We start from the raw sequence: 18,841 nt of genomic DNA on the forward strand, positions 1-18,841 counted from the left end.
CCTTCAATGGGACTTGAAATAATCGAATGGTTCGCGGCACGCGTTGCAGCGGTACAGCGCGCGGCAGGACGTCGCGCCGAAGCCGCTGAGCATGCGCGTGTCGGCGGATCCGCAATGCGGACACGGTACGGCGGGCGCCGCGCGCCGTGCGATGCCGGAGACGTCGATGGCGCGCTCCACCGGCGGCGCGATGCCTTCGGCCAGCAAGGCCAGGCGCCCCCGCTCGGTCAGCCAGTCTGTGGTCCAGGCCGGTGCCAGCCGCGTGCGCACCGCCACGGCGGCAATGCCCTGCCCATGCAGGGCGCGTTCGATATCCTGCGTGATCTCACGCATGGCCGGACAGCCCGAATAGGTGGGCGTGATGGTGACGACGCAGACGGGCGCCTCGTCCGGCCCTTCCCAGGCGATGTCGCGCACGATGCCCAGGTCCATGATGGACACGGCCGGCATCTCCGGATCGCGCACGGCGTCCAGGCAACGGGCGATACGGTCCAGCGCTATCCTGTCTGCCGTCGCTACCATGTGGCCCCCGGGTAGGCGCGCTGCAGGAACTGCATTTCCGCCAACAGCGGCCCCAGGGCCTCGCTGTGCCGGCCCTGGCGTCCACCGCGATAGGCCGGGTGGCCGGCCAGATCCTCGCGCGGCACGGTGAGCGTGGCTTCTTCCAGCACCGCTTGCACCTGGGCCAGCCAAGGTGCGCGCAATTCCGCCAGGGTACAGGCGATGCCGCGGCGGGCCGCCTCCGCGTCGACATCGTCGTCGACGAAGAGTTCGCCGGTGTATGGCCAAACGCGGTCCACCGCGGCCTGCATGCGTTCATGGCTTTCATCGGTGCCGTCGCCCAGGCGCACGACGATATCGGCCGAACGGCGCGCGTGATAGGCCGCTTCCTTAACCGATTTCTCGGCGATCGCGGCCACGCGCGGCTCCGAGGATTTCACCAGCCGCTCCAGCAGGAAGTAATGCCAGGCATCGAAGAAGAACTGGCGCGCCATGGTGTCGGCGTAGTCGCCGTTGGGCCGCTCCACCAGCAGCGCGTTGCGGAAATCGTGCGCGTCTCGCAGATAGGCCAGCTGGTCCTCGTCGCGGCCGGCGCCTTCGGCCTCGCCGGCCAGCGTCAGCCACAGGCGCGCCTGGCCCAGCAGGTCCAGCGCCGTGTTGGTCAGGGCCAGGTCCTCTTCCAGGATGGGACCATGGCCGCACCAGGCGGACAGCCGCTGCGACAGTATCAACGTGGTGTCGCCCATGCGCAATGCGAAATCGAACAGGCAGCGATCCATGGCGTGGCCTACATATGCTTGACTTCGTCAGGCATCGGAAAGAAGGTCGGATGCCGGTAGACCTTGCCGCGCGCGGGATCGAACAAGGCCTGCTTGTCGTCCGGATCGCTCGCCACGATGTCCGTCGCCCGCACCACCCAGATGCTGGTGCCCTCGTTGCGGCGGGTGTAGACGTCGCGCGCGTTCATCAGGGCCATTTCGGCGTCCGGCGCGTGCAGGCTGCCGACGTGCTTGTGGGCCAAGCCGTGCTGGCCGCGAATGAAGACTTCCCACAAAGGCCAGTGCTTGTCGTCCATATGCGTGCTCACTTCGGGTTGCAGGGCGGCGCGCCGTCAGGCGGCCTTGCGTTGGCGCTGTTTTTCGGCGTGGGCGACCATGGCGTCGCGTACCCAGGCGCCCTCTTCGTGGGCGCGCACGCGCGCCTGCAGGCGTTCGCGATTGCAGGGCCCGTGGCCGTCCAGCACCTCTCGGAACTCGGCCCAATCGATTTCGCCGAAGTCGTAATGGCCGCGCTCCGCATTCCAGCGCAGGGCGGGATCGGGGACAGTCAAGCCCAGGTATTCCGCCTGCGGCACCGTCTGGTCCACCATCTTCTGGCGTAACTCGTCGTTGGAAAACAGCTTGATGCGCCAGCGCATCGAGCGCGCGCTATTGGTCGATTCGGCGTCCGGCGGACCGAACATCATCAAGGCGGGCCACCACCAGCGGTTCAAGGCGTCCTGGCACATGGCCTTCTGCTCCGGCGTGCCGTGCAGGCACATCTGGATCAGCAGGTCGTAGCCCTGGCGCTGGTGGAAGGATTCCTCCTTGCATATCCGCACCATGGCGCGGGCATAGGGACCATAGGAACAGCGGCACAGCGGGATCTGGTTGATGATGGCCGAGCCATCCACCAGCCAGCCGATCATGCCGATGTCGGCCCATGTCAGCGTGGGGTAATTGAAGATGGTCGAATACTTGGCCTTGCCGCTGTGCAGGTCGGCGATCATTTCGTCGCGCGACGTACCCAGGGTTTCAGCCGCGCTGTAGAGATACAGCCCATGCCCGCATTCGTCCTGCACCTTGGCCAGCAGGATGGCCTTGCGCATGAGCGTCGGGGCGCGCGAGATCCAGTTGCCTTCCGGCAGCATGCCGACGATTTCGGAATGGGCATGCTGGGAAATCTGCCGGACCAGGGTGCGCCGGTAGGCGTCCGGCATGGCGTCACGCGCCTCGATGCGCACGCCGGCGTCGATGCGCTGTTCGAAGGCGGCCTCCACCGGGTCGGTGACGCCGGCGGCGATCGCCATGGGTTCAGGCGCGTGCGCGTCCATGATGTGTCTCCTGCCTGGGCCGTCCGCCGGAGCGGAGGCCAAACGGTTCTTGATGCCGATAAGCTGTACGGCGATTATTTAATACAGAAATTCGTCTGTCAAACGCATTTCTGTATCACATTGGATTTATGTATCATGTCGCGTCATCCCGATAGCCTCCTCCGCCCTCCATGGCCCCTGCCGCGTCCGCGCTGGAACGCCTTACCGCCAGACTGATCAAGGCGGACCCGCCGCGCGCCAAGTCGCTGTGCGTCAGCCTGCTGGGCGACGCCATCGAGCCGCACGGCGGGGCGATCTGGCTGGGCGACCTCATCGCCCTGCTGCGTCCGCTGGGCATCAATGAACGCCTGCTGCGCACCAGCGTGTTCCGGCTGGTCGCGGAAGGCTGGCTGCATGCGGAAAGACAGGGCCGCCGCAGCCTGTATCGGCTATCGCCGCAGGGGGCGCGCAATACCGCCCATGCCGCGCTGCGCATCTACCAGTCGGTCGAGCCGCCCTGGGACGGCGAATGGACGCTGGTGCTCATCCCGCGCATGACCAGCAACGGCCTGGCGGAAAGGACCGAGTTGCGGCGCGCGCTGGAATGGGAGGGCTACGGGATGCTGGCGCCGGGCGTCTTCGCCCATCCGCGCGCCCGGCCGGCCGCGGCCGGCAGCATCCTGGAATCGTTGGGCATACCGGACAAGGCGCTGGTCCTGGCCGCGCGCGACCTGCCCGACGTGGGCGCCCTGCCCCTGGCCGCCCTGGCAGAGCAATGCTGGAATCTGCAGGAGCTGGCCGGGCAGTACCGTGAATTCGTCCAGCAGTTCGCGCCGCTGGAAAAAACCCTGGCAGACGGCGGGGCCGGCGCGCCGGCGGCGGCCTTCGCCGCACGGGTGCTGTTGCTGCATCGCTGGCGCCGGATCGTCTTGCACGACCCGCAATTGCCCGCCGGCATGCTGGCGCCGGACTGGCCGGGACACGCGGCGCGCGAGCTCTGCGGGCGCCTGTACTGGGCCTTGTTCGATGCGTCCGAAGCGCACCTGGCCAGCCTGGCCGGCCATGATGGCGAGCCCCATTTCCGGCCGCTGGCCGCGGAGGCGCTGCTGCGCTTCGGCGGCCGCCAGCCCTAGACCTTCAGGAAGTGCTCGCGGTAATGCTTGAGCTCGTCGATGGAATCGTGGATGTCGGCCAGGGCTTCGTGGCGGCTTTTCTTTTCGAAGCTCTTGTAGACGTCCGGCCGCCAGCGGCGCGCCAGTTCCTTCAGCGTGCTGACGTCCAGGTTGCGGTAATGGAAGAATTGTTCCAGCCGCGGCATGTAGCGGAACATGAACCGCCGGTCCTGGCTGATGGTGTTGCCGCATAGCGGCGACTTGCCGGCCGGCACGTGCTGCGACAGGAAGGCAATCAGGATATCCTCGGCCTGCGCCTCAGTGATCGTGGACGCCTTGACCTTGTCGATCAGGCCGCTTTTGCCGTGTGTGGACTTGTTCCAGCTGTCCATGGCGTCCAGCAGGCTGTCGGGCTGGTGTATGGCCAGCGCCGGGCCTTCGGCCACGACGGTCAGGTCCGGTTCGGTCACGACCACCGCCACTTCGATGATGCGTTCCTTTTCCGGATCGAGGCCGGTCATTTCCATGTCGAGCCAGACCAGGCGGTTGTCGTTCAGAGCCATATAATTCGCCTTTTGAAAACCCGATTTTCTCATATCGGTTTCCCAGCCCGGATTCCCCATGCTGACTCTGTTGTTCGTTGCGCTGCTGCTGGTCGATATCAGCGTCAGGCTCTGGCTGTCCACGCGGCAGATCCGCCACGTCGCCCGCCACCGGGACCGCGTACCGCCCGAATTCGCCGATCGGATCGGCCTGGCAAGCCACCAGCGCGCCGCCGACTATACGGTCGCCCGCGTTCGGCTCGGCATCGTCGAACGGGTATTCGATGCCGCCGTTCTGGTGGGCCTGACCCTGCTGGGCGGGCTGCAGGCCATCGACATGCTTGCCGGCTGGCTGACCGACAACGATTTCCTGCACCAGATGCTGTTGCTGGTCATCACCGGCCTGCTGCTGGGCGCGTTGGAGTTGCCCTTCACCCTGTGGCGCCAGTTCAGGCTGGAAGCCCGCTTCGGCTTCAACCGGATGACGCCGGCGCTGTTCATCTCCGACGCGATCAAGGGGCTGGCGCTCACCGCCATCATCGGGCTGCCCCTGGTCGCCGCCATCCTGTGGCTGATGGGCAAGGCCGGCACGCTTTGGTGGATCTGGGCCTGGGGCCTGTGGGTCGGCTTCAGCCTGCTGACGCTGCTGCTGTTTCCCATGGTGATCGCCCCACTGTTCAACAAGTTCACGCCGCTGGCCGACCAGGATCTGTCCAAGCGCATCGGCCAACTGGTGCAACGCTGCGGCTTCGCCATCAACGGGCTGTTCGTCATGGACGGATCGCGCCGCTCCGGGCACGGAAATGCCTATTTCACCGGCTTCGGCAAATCGCGGCGCATCGTTTTCTTCGACACGCTGCTGGCGCGCCTGAACGGCGACGAAATCGAAGCCGTGCTGGCCCATGAACTGGGCCATTTCGCCCGCCGCCACATCACCCGGCGCATCGCGATCAGCTTCGCCGTGGCGCTGGGCTTTTTCGCACTGCTGGGATGGCTGGCGCGCCAGCCCTGGTTCTACGAACAGCTGGGCGTGCTGCCGCGCCTGGACGGCCGCAACGATGCCATGGCCTTGCTGCTGTTCTTCCTGGTCGTGCCGGTGTTCACCTTCCTGTTCACGCCTATCGCCAGCTGGTATTCGCGACGTGATGAATTCCAGGCGGACGACTACGCCGCGCGCCAGAGCTCGGCGAAGCAACTGGTGTCGGCGCTGGTCAAGCTGTATGACGACAACGCCGCCACCCTGACGCCGGATCCCGTCCATTCCGCCTTCTATGACAGCCATCCGCCGGCGGCGGTGCGCATCCGGCACCTGGGCATGGCCGCCCGATGAGCCGGCGCGAGCGCCCTGCCCGGCCGGGTCGCCAGGACGGCATGCCGGCCGCCCGGCCGGACAAGGGCCGGCCCAAGGGTGCCGTCACGACGGATGACGCCCACCCGGACACGCAGGGCCTGCTCGACGGCCGCATCGTCGCGGCCCATGGCCGCCACTACATCGTCGAAATGGCAGACGGCACGTCGCGGCAATGCTACCCGCGCGGAAAGAAGGCCGGGGCGGCGGTCGGCGATCGCGTCCGCATTGCGCCGCAGGGCCGGGACGAAGGTGCCATCGAGGAAATCCTGCCGCGCAGCAACCTGCTCTACCGGTCAGACGACATGCGGGCCAAGCAGTTCGCCGCCAACGTCGACAAGCTGTTCATCGTCGTCGCCGTCGTGCCCACGTTTTCGGACGACCTGGCCGGCCGCGCGCTGGCGGGCGCCTGGAGCGCCGGCATCGCCCCCCGGATCGTGCTGAACAAAGTCGACCTGCAGGCAGGGCTGGCGGAAGCCAGGGCGCGCCTGGCGCCGCTGGCGCGGCTGGGCGTGCCTGTGCTGGAGGTCAGCGCCCTGGACGCCGATGCCACCCGACGCACGCTATACCCGGAGATGGCCGGCCACGTCAGCCTGCTGCTGGGCCAGAGCGGCATGGGCAAGTCAACCCTGCTCAATGACCTGATACCCGGCGCCAATGCAGCCACGCGTGAGCATTCCGCCGCGCTGGACATGGGGCGCCACACCACCACCAGTACGCGCCTGTATCACTTGCCGGAGGGTGGCGACCTGATCGATTCGCCGGGCTTCCAGGCCTTTGGCCTGCAACACCTGACGCGTGAGGATATCGAGCGTGGCTTCCCTGAATTCGCGCCGTATGCGGCGCAATGCCGGTTCTACAACTGCACCCATCAGCATGAGCCGGGCTGCGGGGTCCTGCAGGCCCTGGAGCAAGGCCGGATCGATCCGTCGCGCCATGCGCTGTATCTGCGCATCCTGCACGAGAACGCCGCGGCGCCCCGCTACTGATTGCTGATCCCGCCGCTTATTCCGGCGCGGTATCCCGCGCGTTCGGATCGCACAGGACGTGGTACAGGTTGCGCAGCATGGCGGCCGTCGCGCCCCAGATGAAGTACTTGCCCCAGGGCATGGAGTAATACCGGCGCACGCGCCCGTCCGGCAGCTCCACGCTGTGCAGCCGATGATTCGCCGGATCTGTGATGAAAGACAGCGGGACTTCGAAAATCTCCGCGACTTCGAAAGGGTCCGGTACCAGTTCGAAACCCGGGCGGACCAGGGCCACGGCGGGTGTGATGGAGAAACCCGTTGCCGTCAGGTAGGGCGGCATGGTGCCCAGGACATCCACCCAATCCGGCGCCAGGCCCGTTTCTTCCTGGGCTTCGCGCAAGGCGGCCGCGATGGGGCTGGCGTCGGTTTCTTCGATGCGCCCGCCGGGAAAGCTGATCTGCCCCGCATGGTCGTGCAAATGCGCGGTGCGCTGTGTCAGCATGACCGTCACGCCCGGTTCGCGCATGACCAGGGGGATCAGCACGGCCGCCAGTACGGGCGCGCCTTCCCGGCCGGGATACCGCGTATCGCCATTCAAAGGCAGTTGCGCCGGCAGCCCGCGCGGATGCTGCAGCACCCGGCGCAGCTCATCCACCGCCAAGGCCTGCGGCGGCACGGCCCGCAAGCCTTCGTTGGCCGCGACCCACGGTTGCACCGCCGCATCGAAGGCGGGCCTGACGATGGGACGACGCGGACGTGGCGAGGCGGGCTGGTCGGGCATGTGGCGGATGGATCAGGGACGGTGAGCAGGATCCGGAAACGGTAGTGGGAAACAGTATTCGGAAACAGTGCCCGGAAACGAAAAGGCACCCCGCTTGGGGGTGCCTTTTCTGGCGGCCGGCGAGGCGCTGGGGTCCGGCTGGCGGACCGGCCGGTGGTACCCCCGAGATCAGGACGCCGCGGATTCGGCAGCCTGGGCCGATTGCGCGGCAGCCTGACGGCTGACCAGCTTTTCCTTGATGCGAGCCGACTTGCCCGAACGATCGCGCAGGTAGTACAGCTTGGCGCGACGGACGTCGCCACGGCGCTTGACTTCGATCGAAGCGATCTGCGGCGAATACAGCTGGAACGTACGTTCCACGGCTTGGCCGGACGAGATCTTGCGAACGATGAAGGCCGAGTTCAGGCCGCGGTTGCGCTTGGCGATCACGACGCCTTCGAAGGCCTGCACACGCTTGCGGGTGCCTTCGACAACGTTGACGTTGACGACCACGGTGTCGCCCGGGGCGAAAGACGGCAGCGTCTTGTCGGCGGTCAGGCGGGTGATCTCTTCCTGTTCCAGGACAGCGATAAGGTTCATGAAAACTCCGAAATCATCGTGCCGTGCGATTGTTATGAGGGTGCCATGTTATGGAGTGCCATGTATGGGGGGTCCCAATAGGGGTTGTCCCAACGGGGGTCCCCAGTAAGAGTTCCCCATATCATGGCAACATGATGCGCCGCACGCAGAGGATGACACTTGGCAAAACCCGGCATTCTACATGAAATCAGTGCTTTAGGTAAGCGGCTGGGTCAGAATCCCGCCACGGCGCCCAGCCACATCAGCCCGGGGATCATGGCGCCCCACATGGCTACCAGGAGCACGTCGACGATCATCTGGCGTACGGTCACGCCCTGCTCTGCCGTAGCGCCAGCCACGGAAACGCCGCCGATGGTGGAAACCGTGAGGGTGGCGGGACCGCCCGGAACGTCACCCGTGCCGGCCAGGCCGGTCAGGCCGACCTGGGTGGCCATGCCACGGAGCCGCGCCTGGCCAGGACGGAAACGGGACAGGACACCGCCCAGGCGGCCCAGTCCGCGCCGGCTGGGCGGCACGGGCGGAAACGGCCATTTGGTAGGGAATTGCGGTTCGGCGGCTAGGTTCATGCGAGTGCTCCTTGGAGACAACTTAATCGAATAGACCCAGCTGCCTGACCGGCGCAGGTCCACGGACAGCCCCCGGCCCGGAAACGAATGGGGCCGGAGGGACGAATTGCTTGGTATCCAGTTGCAGGCGCTGCCGGTTCAACCCGGCCTTGCGCACCGCCATATCGAATCGCTGGCGCAGCAGGTCGGCCCAGATACCGGTGCCTTTCATGCGTGTGCCGAAGCGGGGATCGTTGCGCTTGCCTTCCCGCATGTCTTCGATGCGGTGCAGGACGCGCTCGGCGCGATCGGGAAAATGCGCCTGCAGCCATTCTTCGAATACGGGCTTGACCTCCCAGGGCAGCCGCACGACGGTGTAGCTGGCGTAGTACGCGCCGGCGCGGGCGGCTTCCTGCACGATGCGCTCCAGGAATTCGTCGGTGACAAAGGGAATCACCGGGGCCGCCAATACGCCGACGGGCACGCCGGCGTCGGCCAGCTTGCGCACGGCTTCCAGCCGCCGCCAGGGCGCCGAGGCGCGTGGTTCCAACGTGCGGGAAATATCGGCGTCCAGGGAGGTCACGCTGATATACACGGCCACCAGGTTGCGACGCGCCATGGCCTGCAGCAGATCCAGGTCGCGCTCGATCAGCGCGTTCTTGGTGACGATCGTCAGCGGATGGCCGGTTTCCAGCAGCAGTTCCAGCACCCCGCGCGTCAGCCGCCACGAGCGTTCAATGGGCTGATAGACGTCGGTCGCCGACCCTACGTTGACCGGCTCGACGCGATAGCCGGGGCGGGCAAGCTCGGCCCGCAGGGCATCCACCGCATTGGCCTTGGCCACCAGCCGGGTTTCGAAGTCCAGCCCGGGCGAATATCCCAGGTAGGCGTGGGTAGGACGCGCGTAGCAATAGACGCAGCCGTGTTCGCAACCCCGGTACGTATTGATTGCCCGGTCGAAGGGCACGTCGGGCGAATCGTTGCGGGAAATCAGCTTGCGGGCCTGCTCCACCGCCACGGTGGTGGCAATGCCGCTGGGGGTGTCGGCCGGCGGGAGGGGACGTATGGGAAGGATGGGCCGGACGGGGGTGGCCCCGTCTGCCAGCGCCGGTTCGTCCGCCGGATCGGCGGTACTGCGGTCGTCGCGCTGGAAGCGGTGCCGAACATTAGTAACCGCACCCCGACCGCGCAAGGCGGCGGGGGCGGCAGCCGGGGACCCAGAACCGGCAAAAACGGAATGATCGGTACGTGCCATGAATAGTACTGTACATCCATACAGTATTTTCTGACAAGCACCTACCGCCTTTTTTTCGGCGACGTCCCACTTTACCCCAAGTCCAGTGGCCGTTGGCGGCATTTTCCGGGGCTCGACGCGGACTGTCGCTTTACCGCAAAACCCGCATGAAATAAGGCTTTGCGGGCGATTGGCGTGGTAAAAGCGGGGCCGCCGCCCCTGCCCCGCCCGCCGCCGACGGCGGCCGTTCGCGACAACCGCGCGATCGTCACCGGACGACCCGCGCGGGACGTCGACGAAGTCAACGCAACATGCCCGCGGCGGCGGTCTGATGCGTGGACTCGTCGATCAGAATGAAGGCGCCGGTGGCCGCGATGTCGTCATATCGATCGAGCGTCAGCGGATCGCGCGTCACGATGCGGACCTTGCCGATATCGTTCATCGCCAACGTCCCGACGTCGCCATCGATCTCGCGCAGTTCATGGATATCGCGGCGCGTCGCGACTTCGCGCACCTTCGCCGTGGTCAAGCGCGTGCCTTGCTTGAGCAGATAGCGGCGTGCCGTATTCAGCGGCTGCGTATCGAGCCAGCACACTTCCGCATCGAACTCCTTGCCGGTGCGCACCGCCGCGCCCGCATGCGACAACACATCGCCCCGCGACACGTCGACGTCGCGGTCCAGCACCACGATTACCGAATCGCCGGCGCTCGCGCTGGCCAGTTCCCGATCGTGCGCGCGTATCCCCACCACGCGCGCGCCGACCCCGGAAGGCTGCACCAGGATCTCGTCGCCCGCGCGCAGGGTACCGCTGGCGACGCGCCCGGCATAGCCGCGGAAGTCCTGCGCGCTGCTGCCGTCATGGCGAACCACCCATTGCACCGGATAGCGCAAAGGCGCGTCGGCCGCTTCGACGGCGGGGTCCAGCGACTCCAGCAGGGACAGCAGGGGTGGCCCTTCGTACCACGGCGTGTGCGCGGACGGCGTCACGACGTTGTCGCCGTTCAGCGCGGACAAGGGCAACGCCTGGAAGTCGGGGATGCCGATGCGCGCCGCCAGGTCCGCGTAGGCGTCGCGGATGCGGTCGAATACCGCGCGGTCCCAGGCCACCAGATCCATTTTGTTCACCGCCACGACGATGTGGCGTATGCCCAGCAGGCGCGCGATCGTACTGTGCCGCTTGGTCTGCGGCAGCAGCCTGCCGTCGGCGGCGCGCGTGGCGTCGATGAGGATGATGGCCACGTCTGCCGTCGACGCGCCGGTCACCATATTGCGGGTGTACTGCTCATGTCCCGGCGCGTCGGCGACGATGAACTTGCGGCGCGGCGTGGCGAAATAGCGGTAGGCGACGTCGATGGTGATGCCCTGCTCGCGCTCGGCCTCCAGCCCATCCGTCAACAAGGCGAAATCGATGCCGTCGCCGGCCACGCGCTTGTACTTGGCCCGCGCGATGGCGTCGAGCTGGTCGGCGAAGACGCTTTTGCTGTCGTACAGCAGGCGTCCGATCAGCGTGGACTTGCCGTCGTCCACGGAACCGGCCGTGATCAGGCGTATGACCGCCGTCTCGCCGGCGGGAAGGAAAGAATCGTTGACTGCGTTCATGTGCGTGTGCTCCGGCCAGGCGTCAGGGTCGGTTCAGAAATAGCCTTCCTTCTTGCGGCGCTCCATCGATGCCTCGGAAGTCTGGTCGTCCATGCGGGTGGCGCCGCGCTCGGTGATATCGCTGAGCGCGGTCTCGGCGATGATGGCCTGGTTATCGGCCGCATCGGACGCCACCGGGCAGGTGCAGGAAATATCGCCCACGGTACGGAAGCGGACCGACAGCGTCTCCACCTGTTCGTCCGCCTGCGCCGGGGTCAGCGGCGTGATCGGCACCAGCAGGCCGCGCCGCCGCACCACTTCGCGCCGATGGGCGTAGTAGATGGACGGCAGCGCCAGGTTTTCCCGCGCGATGTACTGCCACACGTCCAGCTCGGTCCAGTTGGAAATCGGGAACACGCGCATGTTTTCGCCGCGATGCACGCGGGTGTTGTACAGGCTCCAGACCTCGGGGCGCTGGCTCTTGGGATCCCATTGGCCGAACTCGTCGCGGAAGGAAAAAATGCGCTCCTTGGCGCGGGCTTTTTCCTCGTCGCGCCGGGCGCCACCGATGCAGGCGTCGAAACCGAATTCCGCGATGGCCTCCAGCAGCGTCACCGCCTGGGCTGCATTGCGCGAATCGGTTTCCTTGCGCAGCACCACCGACCCGCGCGCGATCGAATCTTCCACGCTGCGCACGACCAGGGTTTCGCCCAGCTCGGCCGCGCGCGCGTCACGGAACTGGATGACTTCCGGGAAATTGTGTCCCGTATCGATGTGCATGAGCGGGAACGGGAAGCGGGCCGGACGGAAGGCTTTTTCCGCCAATCGCAGCAGCACGCAGGAATCCTTGCCGCCGGAAAACAGCAGCACCGGCTTTTCGCACTCGGCCGCGACCTCGCGCAGGATGAAAATGGCTTCGGACTCCAGCCAATCCAGATGGCTGCGTGTGTGAACGGTGGACATAAGGGGTCTCGTGGCTTCGGTAGAACGACGTTTGGATGGAGCGGTGTTCGATAAAGGGCCGGCGCGTCTCGTCAAGCCTTGCCGTCGGCGGCCCCGCCGGGACGGCGGGCGGCGAACTGGACGACGTGTGCCTCCGGCGGACCGCCGCGATTGCCCGCGTGCAGCCCGCACTCCTTGCTGTCGGACGACTCCCACCACCAGCGCCCGGCGCGTACGTCCTCGCCCGGCCGGATAGCCCTCGTACAGGGTTCGCAGCCGATGGAGGGATAGCCCCGGTCGTGCAGCGGGTTATAGGGAATGTCGAGCGCGCGGATGGCGTTCCAGACATCGTCCTCGCTCCACGCCGCGAGCGGATTGAATTTGTAGAGACCGAAGACCGGATCCTGTTCTTCCTGCGGCAGGCTGCCGCGCGTGGCGGCCTGCGCGCGCCGCTGCCCGGTGATCCAGGCGCCGCGTCCGGACAGGGCCCGCCGCAGCGGCTCCACCTTGCGGATATGGCAGCAGGCCTGGCGCAGTTCCTTGCTTTCATAGAAGGCGAAGGCGCCGTGCGCCGCCACGTGCGCATCCACGGATTCCCCTATGGGCCGATAGACGGTGGGCCGGCGGCCATAGCGCCGCTCGATGACGTCCAGCATGGACAGCGTTTCGGCGTGCAGGCGGCCGGTGTCCAGCGTGAAGATTTCCAGCGGTACGCCGCCCGTATGGATGGCATGCGTCAGCACCATGTCTTCCGCGGCCAGCGATGACGCCAGCGCCGCGTCCGGATAGTGCGCGGCGATATCGGACAGCCGCTGCAGCAGTTCGGACCAACGCCCCGCGATGTCGGGGTGGGAACGGGAAAGGATCGCGGGATCGGCCATGGCGTCTACCTGCTGGCGGGAAAGATACGGCCACGGCGGGGACGGGCCAGCAGCATCGCGCCTTCGCGCAAGTCCAGGCCGTGGTATTCCTCTTCGGACAATTGGGCTTCCAGCAATGCGCCGTCTTCGCGCTGGAGCTCCAGGAACGCGCTGGGGCCGGCCAGATAGGCGTGATTGAGCTTGACGGCCATGCCCTCGCCGGTCGGGGCGTAAGGCAGGATGTCCAGCTCGTGCGGGCGCACATAGGCCACGGCGCGCTGTTCGTCCGTGCCGTCGAAGGCCGGCGCGGGCAGCGAAACGCCGTTGGCGCGCCACAGTCCGCCCGCCGCATAACCGTCTATCTGGTTGACGTCGCCCAGGAAGCCGTAGACGAAGGGCGTGGCCGGATGGGTCCAGACGTCGCGGGGCGTGCCGACCTGCTCGATGCGGCCCGCGTTCATCACCACCACGCGGTCCGCCACTTCCAGGGCCTCTTCCTGGTCGTGGGTGACGAAGACGCTGGCCACGTGCAGTTCGTCATGCAGGCGACGCAGCCAGCGCCGCAACTCCTTGCGTACCTTGGCGTCCAGCGCGCCGAAGGGCTCGTCCAGCAACAGTACGCGCGGCTCCACCGCCAGGGCGCGGGCCAGCGCGATGCGCTGGCGCTGGCCGCCGGACAACTGGCCGGGATAGCGGTCGGCCAACCAATCCAGCTGCACCAGGTTCAGCAGCGCATGGACCTTTTCCTTGATGGCGGCTTCGCCGGGACGCTGGCCGCGCGGCTTGATGCGCAGGCCGAAAGCGACGTTCTCGAACACCGTCATATGGCGGAACAGCGCGTAATGCTGGAACACGAAGCCGACCTGGCGCTCGCGCACGTGCACGCCGGTGCTGTCCTCGCCGAAGAAATAGATGCTGCCGCTGTCCGGCGTTTCGAGCCCGGCGATGATGCGCAGCAAGGTCGTCTTGCCGCAGCCGGACGGCCCCAGCAAGGCCACCAGTTCACCCGAGTCGATGTGCAGGTCGACGTCGCGCAAGGCCTGGAAGTTGCCGAAGCGCTTGTTGACCGATTTGATTTCGATATCCATGTGATTTCCTAGATTCCGTCCGCCTCAGGCACCAGCGGCGCGTCGTACGCGCGCGTCGCGATGGGACGCGGCCAGCGCCTCCAGGGCGGGCGATGCGTCGCCCTCGTCCTGGCGCGCCAGGGCATGCGTGTGCCGCCATTGCACCACGGTTTTGATGGCCAGCGTGACCAAGGCCAGTATGGCCAGCAGCGACGCGACGGCGAATCCGGCCTGGATCTGGTATTCGTTGTAGAGGATCTCCACCTGCAAGGGGATGGTGTTGGTCAGGCCGCGGATATGCCCCGATATGACGGACACCGCGCCGAACTCACCCATGGCGCGTGCATTGCACAGGATCACGCCGTATAGCAGGCCCCAGCGGACGTTCGGCAGCGTGACACGCCAGAACGCCTGCCAGCCGCGCGCGCCCAGCACGATGGCGGCTTCTTCTTCCTCGCTACCCTGGGCTTCCATGAGCGGAATCAGTTCGCGCGCCACCAGCGGCAGCGTGACGAAGGTGGTGACCAGCACGATACCGGGCACGGCGAAGGCGATCTTCAGGTCGTGCGCCATCAGCCATGGCCCTATCCAGCCCTGCGCGCCCACCACTAGCATGTAGGACAGGCCCGCCACCACCGGCGACACGGAGAACGGCAGGTCTATCAGGGTGACCAGCATCGACTTGCCGCGGAACTCATGCTTGGCGATCGCCCACGCCGCGACGACGCCGAAAGCCATGTTCAGCGGCACGCTGATGGCCGCCGTCAACAGCGTCAGCAGGATGGCAGATACCGTATCCGGCTCCACCAGGGCGGCCGCGTAGGCGCCCAGGCCCTTGCGTAGCGCCTCGGCGAATACGGCGCACAAGGGCAACAGCAGAAACAGCGCCAGGAACGCGACCGCCGCGACGATCAGCACGCTTCGGCCGCCCCGGCCACGACGGCTCGCCCGATGCGTGGCGGTGGCATCCGCTCGCCGCGCCGTCATGGCCGTCCTCCATGCGCGAGGCGCCGCCAGGCCTGCAATCCATTGATGGCCAGCAGCATGGCGAACGACAGGCCCAGCAGGACCGCGCCGATCGCCGCGGCGCCGGCATAGTCGAACTGCTCCAGCTTGACGAGTATCAGCAGGGGCGCGATCTCCGACACCATGGGCATATTGCCGGCGATGAAGATCACCGAGCCATACTCGCCGATCGCGCGCGCGAAAGCCATCGCGAAACCGGTCAGCAGCGCCGGCATGACGGTGGGCAGGATCACGCGGATGAAAATCTGCACGGGCGTGGCGCCCAGGCTGGAAGCCGCTTCCTCCAGCGAGGCCTCCAGGTCTTCCAGCACCGGCTGCACCGTACGGACGACGAAAGGAATGCCGATGAAAATCAACGCAACGACGATGCCCGCCGGCGTATAGGCGATCTTGATGCCCAGTGGCGCCAGCAGGCCGCCGATCCAGCCGTGCGGACCGAGCAGCGCGGCCAGCGCGATACCCGCGACCGCGGTGGGCAGCGCGAAAGGCAGGTCGACCAGCGCATCCAGCAGCCGCTTGCCCGGGAAGCGATAGCGCACCAGCACCCAGGCCACCAGCAGGCCGAACAGCAGATTGACCACGGCGGCGACCAACGACGCGCCGAATGTGACGCGATACGCCGCCAGCACGCGCGGCGACGTGACCGCGCTGACAAAGGCTTCCCAGCTCAACCCGGCGGCCTTGATGACCAGGGCCGCCAGCGGCAGCAGCACCAGCACGCCAAGATAGGCCAGCGCCAGGCCCAGGGTCAGCTTCAACCCCGGCAGCACGGGCGGCGTGCGCGCGCCACGCCGCGCCGGCGAGGCGCGCCGGCCGCGACTGGCCACGGACAGGGCCATTGCGGTCGACGCCGCTCGACTACTGCTTGACATAGATCTGGTCGAATAACGCGTTATCCGCGAAATGCAGCTTGTCCACGGCGGGCCAGCCGCCCAGGTCGCGTATGGTGAACAAATCCAGCTTGGGGAACTGCGTCGCGTATTTGGCCTTGGCCTTCTCGCCGATCGGACGGTAGTAGTTGCGCGCGATCAGGTCCTGCGCGTCGTCGGAATACAGATACTTCAGATAGGCTTCCGCGACCTCGCGGGTGCCCTTGCGATCGACGTTCCTGTCGACCACGGCCACCGTGGGCTCGCACAGGACGCTCAGGCTGGGAACCACGATCTCCAGTTCCCCCGCGCCGAACTCCTTCTGCGCCAGGAAGGCATCGTTTTCCCAGGAAATGAGCACATCGCCGACGCCGCGCTGGGCGAAGGTGATGGTGGAACCGCGTGCGCCGGAATCCAGGACCGGCACGTTGCGATAAAGTTTTTCGACGAAGGCCTTGGCGCCGGCATCACCGGACTGGCGGCGCGCATGCTCCCAGGCCGCCAGGTAGTTCCAGCGCGCGCCGGCGGAGGTCTTCGGATTCGGGGTGATCACGGATACGCCTGGCTTGACCAGGTCATCCCAGCCCTTGATGCCCTTGGGGTTGCCCTTGCGCACCAGCAGGATGATCGTGGAGGTATACGGCGAGGCATGGTCGGGCAGCCGGTCTTCCCACCCCGGCTTGACCAGGCCGCCATGGGTGACCAGCGCCTCGACGTCCGGCGCCAGGCCCAACGTCACGACGTCCGCATCCACGCCGTCGATGACGCTGCGGGCCTGCTTGCTGGAGCCGCCATGCGAATTGCGGATGGAAACGTCCTGACCGGTCTTGGCCTTCCAGTACTTGGCAAACAAGGGGTTGTACTGGGCGTACAGCTCGCGGGTCGGGTCGTAGGAAACGTTCAGCAATTCCAGGGGACGCCCCTGCGCGCGGACGGCCGTCGGCAGCATTTGCGTCGCCGCCAGTGCCGACGCCATGCCGATCGAGCGTTTCAGGAATTGCCGCTTTCGAATGTCGTGTTCTTTCATATTGTCGTTCCCGCGATGGTGCCTGTCGGCGTGATCGCGTGGGGTGCCCGGGACTGCCACACGGTGTAACGGCATTGTGCGGTCGACGGACCCAGGGGCAAACGACAAAGTGCTTGTTTGTATATTTCCTGAGCCGGCATATGGGAAGCCGGGACAGGCGAAAACGGAAATATCTTTCAGCGCTCGCGAACGGACAAGGCGCGTATGGTTTCGAGGGAGTTTGCCGAACAGGCGACGGCCATACCTTCGGCGAATGCGGGGATCATCAGGCGCGTCAGCACATCCCCGCTGGGCATTTCCACCGCCAGGCGGGCGCCGCGTTCCCAGGCCAGTTGCGCCGTGTCCCGCCAATTCACTTCCCGGCACAGATTGGTCGCGAGGTCTTCCGCGATGCGATCGGGGTCGGCGATCGCGCGCGCCAGGCTGCTGCTCAGGTAGGCGACTCCCGGGGGTCGCAGGGAAACGTCGGCCAGGCAGCGCCGCAGCGTTGCGGCCGCATCGCACAGCAGTTCGCAATGGGAAGGCACGCTGACGGCCAGGCGCGGGCAGTGCGTCGCGCCCGCGCGCAAGGCACGTTGCGCAACGGCAGCCATGGCGGCGTCGGCGCCCGAAATGACGACCTGCCGTTCCGCATTGATGTTCGCGACATAGACCGGATTCCCCGCAGTGTGCACGTCGGCCACGGCGCGCCTGACCTGCGATTCGTCCAGGCCCAGGATGGCCACCATGCCGTAGCCGGCCGGATAGGCCTGCTGCATGAGCCGTGCGCGCATGTCGACCAGGCGCAAGGCGTCCTCATAACGCAGCACCCCTGCAACCACGGCGGCGGGGAAAGCACCCACCGACATGCCGGCAACCATATCCGGCCGACAACCGAGGTCGGCCAGGGCGCCGGCCGTGGCGACACCGGCGATCAACAGCGCCAGCTGGGCCGACACCGTGGACGCGAGCGACGCTTCGGTTTCCATGTCCAGCGGGTCACGGCCCAGCACCTCTCGGGCGATGCGCAGTGCGTCGTCGGTGGGCTTGACGGGAGGCAGGCGCGACAGCATTCCTGCCTGTTGCGACCCCTGCCCCGGAAAGGTGTACAGCACGCTCATGCGGCCGCCCCGCCGGAGATGGGGCCGCCGGGGCGGTCGTCTGCGACGGTGCTCTGGCAAGCGTTCCAGGGATGGTTGCAGGGATGGTTCCAGGGATCGGTGACCATCACCGGTCCCCGGTTCGTCTTGAGCAACACCTCGCCCCGATCGGCCAGCCACTCCGCCAGGCTGAATCCGCCCGCCACCGTTTCGATCTGGATATCGAGCCGGCAGCCGGCATGACGGGCGAGCTCCGCCAGGCCCTGCTTCTGGTCCGCATCCAGGCGCGCAGGCGCGTCGATACGGATATCGAGATCGCTGTCCGGACGCAGCAAGGGCACGCCCGTCGCAAGCGCGAATCCCACGCTGCCCGTGGGTCCCCAGGACACACCCATTCCGTCCAGGCGAGGCGCGACCGCATCCAGCGCCAGCAGACACGGCAGCATGGCTTGAGCATGCCCGCGCAAGCGTGCCTCCAGCGCCAGCTGTTCCGGGACGACACGCCCTTTCACGTCGCCGGCGTCCGTCCACGCCGCCAGGCGCTGCGAACGCTGCTCACCGCGCAGCCCGATGGGAATACGGCCCGGGCCATGATCGCGCCGCACCACCACCGGCCAGTCCAGGCGCAGCCAGCCTGGCAGCGCGCCCATCGGCGGCCGGCTCAGCCATAGCAAGTCATGCGGCCGCGGAAAAGACATCTCGTCCATGACG

The 18,841-nt window shown here is 66.8% G+C and carries 21 protein-coding genes; 3 read left to right on the plus strand and 18 right to left on the minus strand.

Translation table 11 applies throughout. The features are described 5' to 3' along the window. Positions 1-3: 3 nt before the first annotated feature. The 4 genes from paaD to paaA are packed head-to-tail and all read right to left on the minus strand — an operon-like array spanning position 4 to position 2,569. A complete protein-coding gene (gene paaD / locus CAL12_RS18670; RefSeq protein ID WP_086065995.1) occupies positions 4-522 on the minus strand; it encodes a 1,2-phenylacetyl-CoA epoxidase subunit PaaD in 519 nt (172 codons plus the stop codon). Further along, positions 516-1,280, minus strand: a complete 765-nt coding sequence (paaC, locus tag CAL12_RS18675) for a 1,2-phenylacetyl-CoA epoxidase subunit PaaC (protein WP_086065996.1) — start codon at positions 1,278-1,280, stop codon at positions 516-518. Before paaC ends, paaD begins: the two co-directional genes overlap by 7 nt. Before the next feature lie 8 nt (positions 1,281-1,288). Continuing rightward, entirely contained in the window at positions 1,289-1,576 is a 288-nt protein-coding gene (gene paaB / locus CAL12_RS18680; protein WP_086065997.1) for a 1,2-phenylacetyl-CoA epoxidase subunit PaaB, read from the minus strand. A 36-nt stretch (positions 1,577-1,612) separates the two neighbouring features. Next, entirely contained in the window at positions 1,613-2,569 is a 957-nt protein-coding gene (gene paaA / locus CAL12_RS18685) for a 1,2-phenylacetyl-CoA epoxidase subunit PaaA (RefSeq protein ID WP_232464921.1), read from the minus strand. A 194-nt stretch (positions 2,570-2,763) separates the two neighbouring features. Between paaA and paaX the strand changes: the two genes are divergently transcribed. Then, a complete protein-coding gene (gene paaX, locus CAL12_RS18690; RefSeq protein WP_086065999.1) occupies positions 2,764-3,705 on the plus strand; it encodes a phenylacetic acid degradation operon negative regulatory protein PaaX in 942 nt (313 codons plus the stop codon). Here the strand turns inward: paaX and orn are convergent. Next, positions 3,702-4,247 (minus strand): oligoribonuclease, encoded by a 546-nt coding sequence (gene orn / locus CAL12_RS18695; RefSeq protein WP_086066000.1) that lies wholly within the window; start codon positions 4,245-4,247, stop codon positions 3,702-3,704. The two genes, paaX and orn, sit on opposite strands and share 4 nt — an antisense overlap. Before the next feature lie 58 nt (positions 4,248-4,305). On the opposite strand from orn, the gene CAL12_RS18700 reads away from it, so the two are divergent. Then, positions 4,306-5,556: a M48 family metallopeptidase gene (locus tag CAL12_RS18700; protein ID WP_086066001.1), complete on the plus strand. Its 1,251-nt coding sequence runs from the start codon at positions 4,306-4,308 to the stop codon at positions 5,554-5,556. Between the two features lie 170 nt (positions 5,557-5,726). Then, entirely contained in the window at positions 5,727-6,563 is an 837-nt protein-coding gene (gene rsgA / locus CAL12_RS18705; RefSeq protein WP_232464922.1) for a ribosome small subunit-dependent GTPase A, read from the plus strand. A 16-nt stretch (positions 6,564-6,579) separates the two neighbouring features. Here the strand turns inward: rsgA and CAL12_RS18710 are convergent, their stop codons facing one another. The 13 genes from CAL12_RS18710 to CAL12_RS18770 all read right to left on the minus strand — a co-directional run bounded on the left by CAL12_RS18710 (position 6,580) and on the right by CAL12_RS18770 (position 18,837). Beyond that, positions 6,580-7,323 carry a CoA pyrophosphatase gene (locus tag CAL12_RS18710; RefSeq protein WP_086066003.1) on the minus strand — a complete coding sequence of 248 codons (744 nt, stop codon included), beginning with the start codon at positions 7,321-7,323 and terminating at the stop codon, positions 6,580-6,582. A gap of 168 nt (positions 7,324-7,491) precedes the next feature. Beyond that, a complete protein-coding gene (rplS, locus tag CAL12_RS18715; RefSeq protein WP_086066004.1) occupies positions 7,492-7,902 on the minus strand; it encodes a 50S ribosomal protein L19 in 411 nt (136 codons plus the stop codon). A gap of 212 nt (positions 7,903-8,114) precedes the next feature. Beyond that, complete coding sequence (locus CAL12_RS18720) at positions 8,115-8,468, minus strand: hypothetical protein (RefSeq protein WP_086066005.1); 354 nt, start codon at positions 8,466-8,468, stop codon at positions 8,115-8,117. 22 nt (positions 8,469-8,490) lie between these two features. Continuing rightward, positions 8,491-9,702 (minus strand): PA0069 family radical SAM protein, encoded by a 1,212-nt coding sequence (locus tag CAL12_RS18725; RefSeq protein ID WP_086066006.1) that lies wholly within the window; start codon positions 9,700-9,702, stop codon positions 8,491-8,493. 280 nt (positions 9,703-9,982) lie between these two features. Continuing rightward, positions 9,983-11,281, minus strand: a complete 1,299-nt coding sequence (locus CAL12_RS18730) for a sulfate adenylyltransferase subunit 1 (protein ID WP_086066007.1) — start codon at positions 11,279-11,281, stop codon at positions 9,983-9,985. 33 nt (positions 11,282-11,314) lie between these two features. After that, a complete protein-coding gene (cysD, locus tag CAL12_RS18735) occupies positions 11,315-12,223 on the minus strand; it encodes a sulfate adenylyltransferase subunit CysD (protein WP_086066008.1) in 909 nt (302 codons plus the stop codon). Between the two features lie 71 nt (positions 12,224-12,294). Next, positions 12,295-13,083: a phosphoadenylyl-sulfate reductase gene (locus tag CAL12_RS18740; protein ID WP_086066009.1), complete on the minus strand. Its 789-nt coding sequence runs from the start codon at positions 13,081-13,083 to the stop codon at positions 12,295-12,297. Between the two features lie 5 nt (positions 13,084-13,088). Then, positions 13,089-14,150: a sulfate/molybdate ABC transporter ATP-binding protein gene (locus CAL12_RS18745; RefSeq protein WP_086066010.1), complete on the minus strand. Its 1,062-nt coding sequence runs from the start codon at positions 14,148-14,150 to the stop codon at positions 13,089-13,091. Positions 14,151-14,174: 24 nt separating this feature from the next. Continuing rightward, positions 14,175-15,116: a sulfate ABC transporter permease subunit CysW gene (cysW, locus tag CAL12_RS18750; protein WP_086066011.1), complete on the minus strand. Its 942-nt coding sequence runs from the start codon at positions 15,114-15,116 to the stop codon at positions 14,175-14,177. Beyond that, positions 15,113-15,994 carry a sulfate ABC transporter permease subunit CysT gene (gene cysT / locus CAL12_RS18755; protein ID WP_086066012.1) on the minus strand — a complete coding sequence of 294 codons (882 nt, stop codon included), beginning with the start codon at positions 15,992-15,994 and terminating at the stop codon, positions 15,113-15,115. The genes cysW and cysT overlap by 4 nt, the downstream gene beginning before the upstream one ends. Positions 15,995-16,013: 19 nt before the next feature. Next, on the minus strand, positions 16,014-17,051 hold the full coding sequence (locus CAL12_RS18760) for a sulfate ABC transporter substrate-binding protein (protein ID WP_086066013.1): 1,038 nt from the start codon (positions 17,049-17,051) through the stop codon (positions 16,014-16,016). 176 nt (positions 17,052-17,227) lie between these two features. Further along, positions 17,228-18,151 carry a malonate decarboxylase subunit epsilon gene (mdcH, locus tag CAL12_RS18765; RefSeq protein WP_086066014.1) on the minus strand — a complete coding sequence of 308 codons (924 nt, stop codon included), beginning with the start codon at positions 18,149-18,151 and terminating at the stop codon, positions 17,228-17,230. Further along, a complete protein-coding gene (locus CAL12_RS18770; RefSeq protein WP_086066015.1) occupies positions 18,148-18,837 on the minus strand; it encodes a malonate decarboxylase holo-ACP synthase in 690 nt (229 codons plus the stop codon). The genes mdcH and CAL12_RS18770 overlap by 4 nt, the downstream gene beginning before the upstream one ends. Between the last annotated feature and the right edge of the window lie 4 nt (positions 18,838-18,841).

It is taken from the genome of Bordetella genomosp. 8, assembly GCF_002119685.1.
Taxonomy (GTDB): domain Bacteria; phylum Pseudomonadota; class Gammaproteobacteria; order Burkholderiales; family Burkholderiaceae_B; genus Bordetella_C.

Coding starts and splice junctions, on each gene's coding strand:
- CAL12_RS18730 (WP_086066007.1), bottom strand. CDS start 11,281: ATGAACGCAGTCAACGATTCTTTCCTTCCCGCCGGCGAGACGGCGGTC.
- paaD (WP_086065995.1), bottom strand. CDS start 522: ATGGTAGCGACGGCAGACAGGATAGCGCTGGACCGTATCGCCCGTTGC.
- cysW (WP_086066011.1), bottom strand. CDS start 15,116: ATGACGGCGCGGCGAGCGGATGCCACCGCCACGCATCGGGCGAGCCGT.
- CAL12_RS18760 (WP_086066013.1), bottom strand. CDS start 17,051: ATGAAAGAACACGACATTCGAAAGCGGCAATTCCTGAAACGCTCGATC.
- CAL12_RS18740 (WP_086066009.1), bottom strand. CDS start 13,083: ATGGCCGATCCCGCGATCCTTTCCCGTTCCCACCCCGACATCGCGGGG.
- cysD (WP_086066008.1), bottom strand. CDS start 12,223: ATGTCCACCGTTCACACACGCAGCCATCTGGATTGGCTGGAGTCCGAA.
- CAL12_RS18710 (WP_086066003.1), bottom strand. CDS start 7,323: ATGCCCGACCAGCCCGCCTCGCCACGTCCGCGTCGTCCCATCGTCAGG.
- CAL12_RS18700 (WP_086066001.1), top strand. CDS start 4,306: ATGCTGACTCTGTTGTTCGTTGCGCTGCTGCTGGTCGATATCAGCGTC.
- CAL12_RS18770 (WP_086066015.1), bottom strand. CDS start 18,837: ATGGACGAGATGTCTTTTCCGCGGCCGCATGACTTGCTATGGCTGAGC.
- paaA (WP_232464921.1), bottom strand. CDS start 2,569: ATGGCGATCGCCGCCGGCGTCACCGACCCGGTGGAGGCCGCCTTCGAA.
- orn (WP_086066000.1), bottom strand. CDS start 4,247: ATGGCTCTGAACGACAACCGCCTGGTCTGGCTCGACATGGAAATGACC.
- CAL12_RS18725 (WP_086066006.1), bottom strand. CDS start 9,702: ATGGCACGTACCGATCATTCCGTTTTTGCCGGTTCTGGGTCCCCGGCT.
- rsgA (WP_232464922.1), top strand. CDS start 5,727: ATGGCAGACGGCACGTCGCGGCAATGCTACCCGCGCGGAAAGAAGGCC.
- mdcH (WP_086066014.1), bottom strand. CDS start 18,151: ATGAGCGTGCTGTACACCTTTCCGGGGCAGGGGTCGCAACAGGCAGGA.
- CAL12_RS18745 (WP_086066010.1), bottom strand. CDS start 14,150: ATGGATATCGAAATCAAATCGGTCAACAAGCGCTTCGGCAACTTCCAG.
- paaC (WP_086065996.1), bottom strand. CDS start 1,280: ATGGATCGCTGCCTGTTCGATTTCGCATTGCGCATGGGCGACACCACG.
- rplS (WP_086066004.1), bottom strand. CDS start 7,902: ATGAACCTTATCGCTGTCCTGGAACAGGAAGAGATCACCCGCCTGACC.
- paaB (WP_086065997.1), bottom strand. CDS start 1,576: ATGGACGACAAGCACTGGCCTTTGTGGGAAGTCTTCATTCGCGGCCAG.
- CAL12_RS18720 (WP_086066005.1), bottom strand. CDS start 8,468: ATGAACCTAGCCGCCGAACCGCAATTCCCTACCAAATGGCCGTTTCCG.
- cysT (WP_086066012.1), bottom strand. CDS start 15,994: ATGGCCCTGTCCGTGGCCAGTCGCGGCCGGCGCGCCTCGCCGGCGCGG.
- paaX (WP_086065999.1), top strand. CDS start 2,764: ATGGCCCCTGCCGCGTCCGCGCTGGAACGCCTTACCGCCAGACTGATC.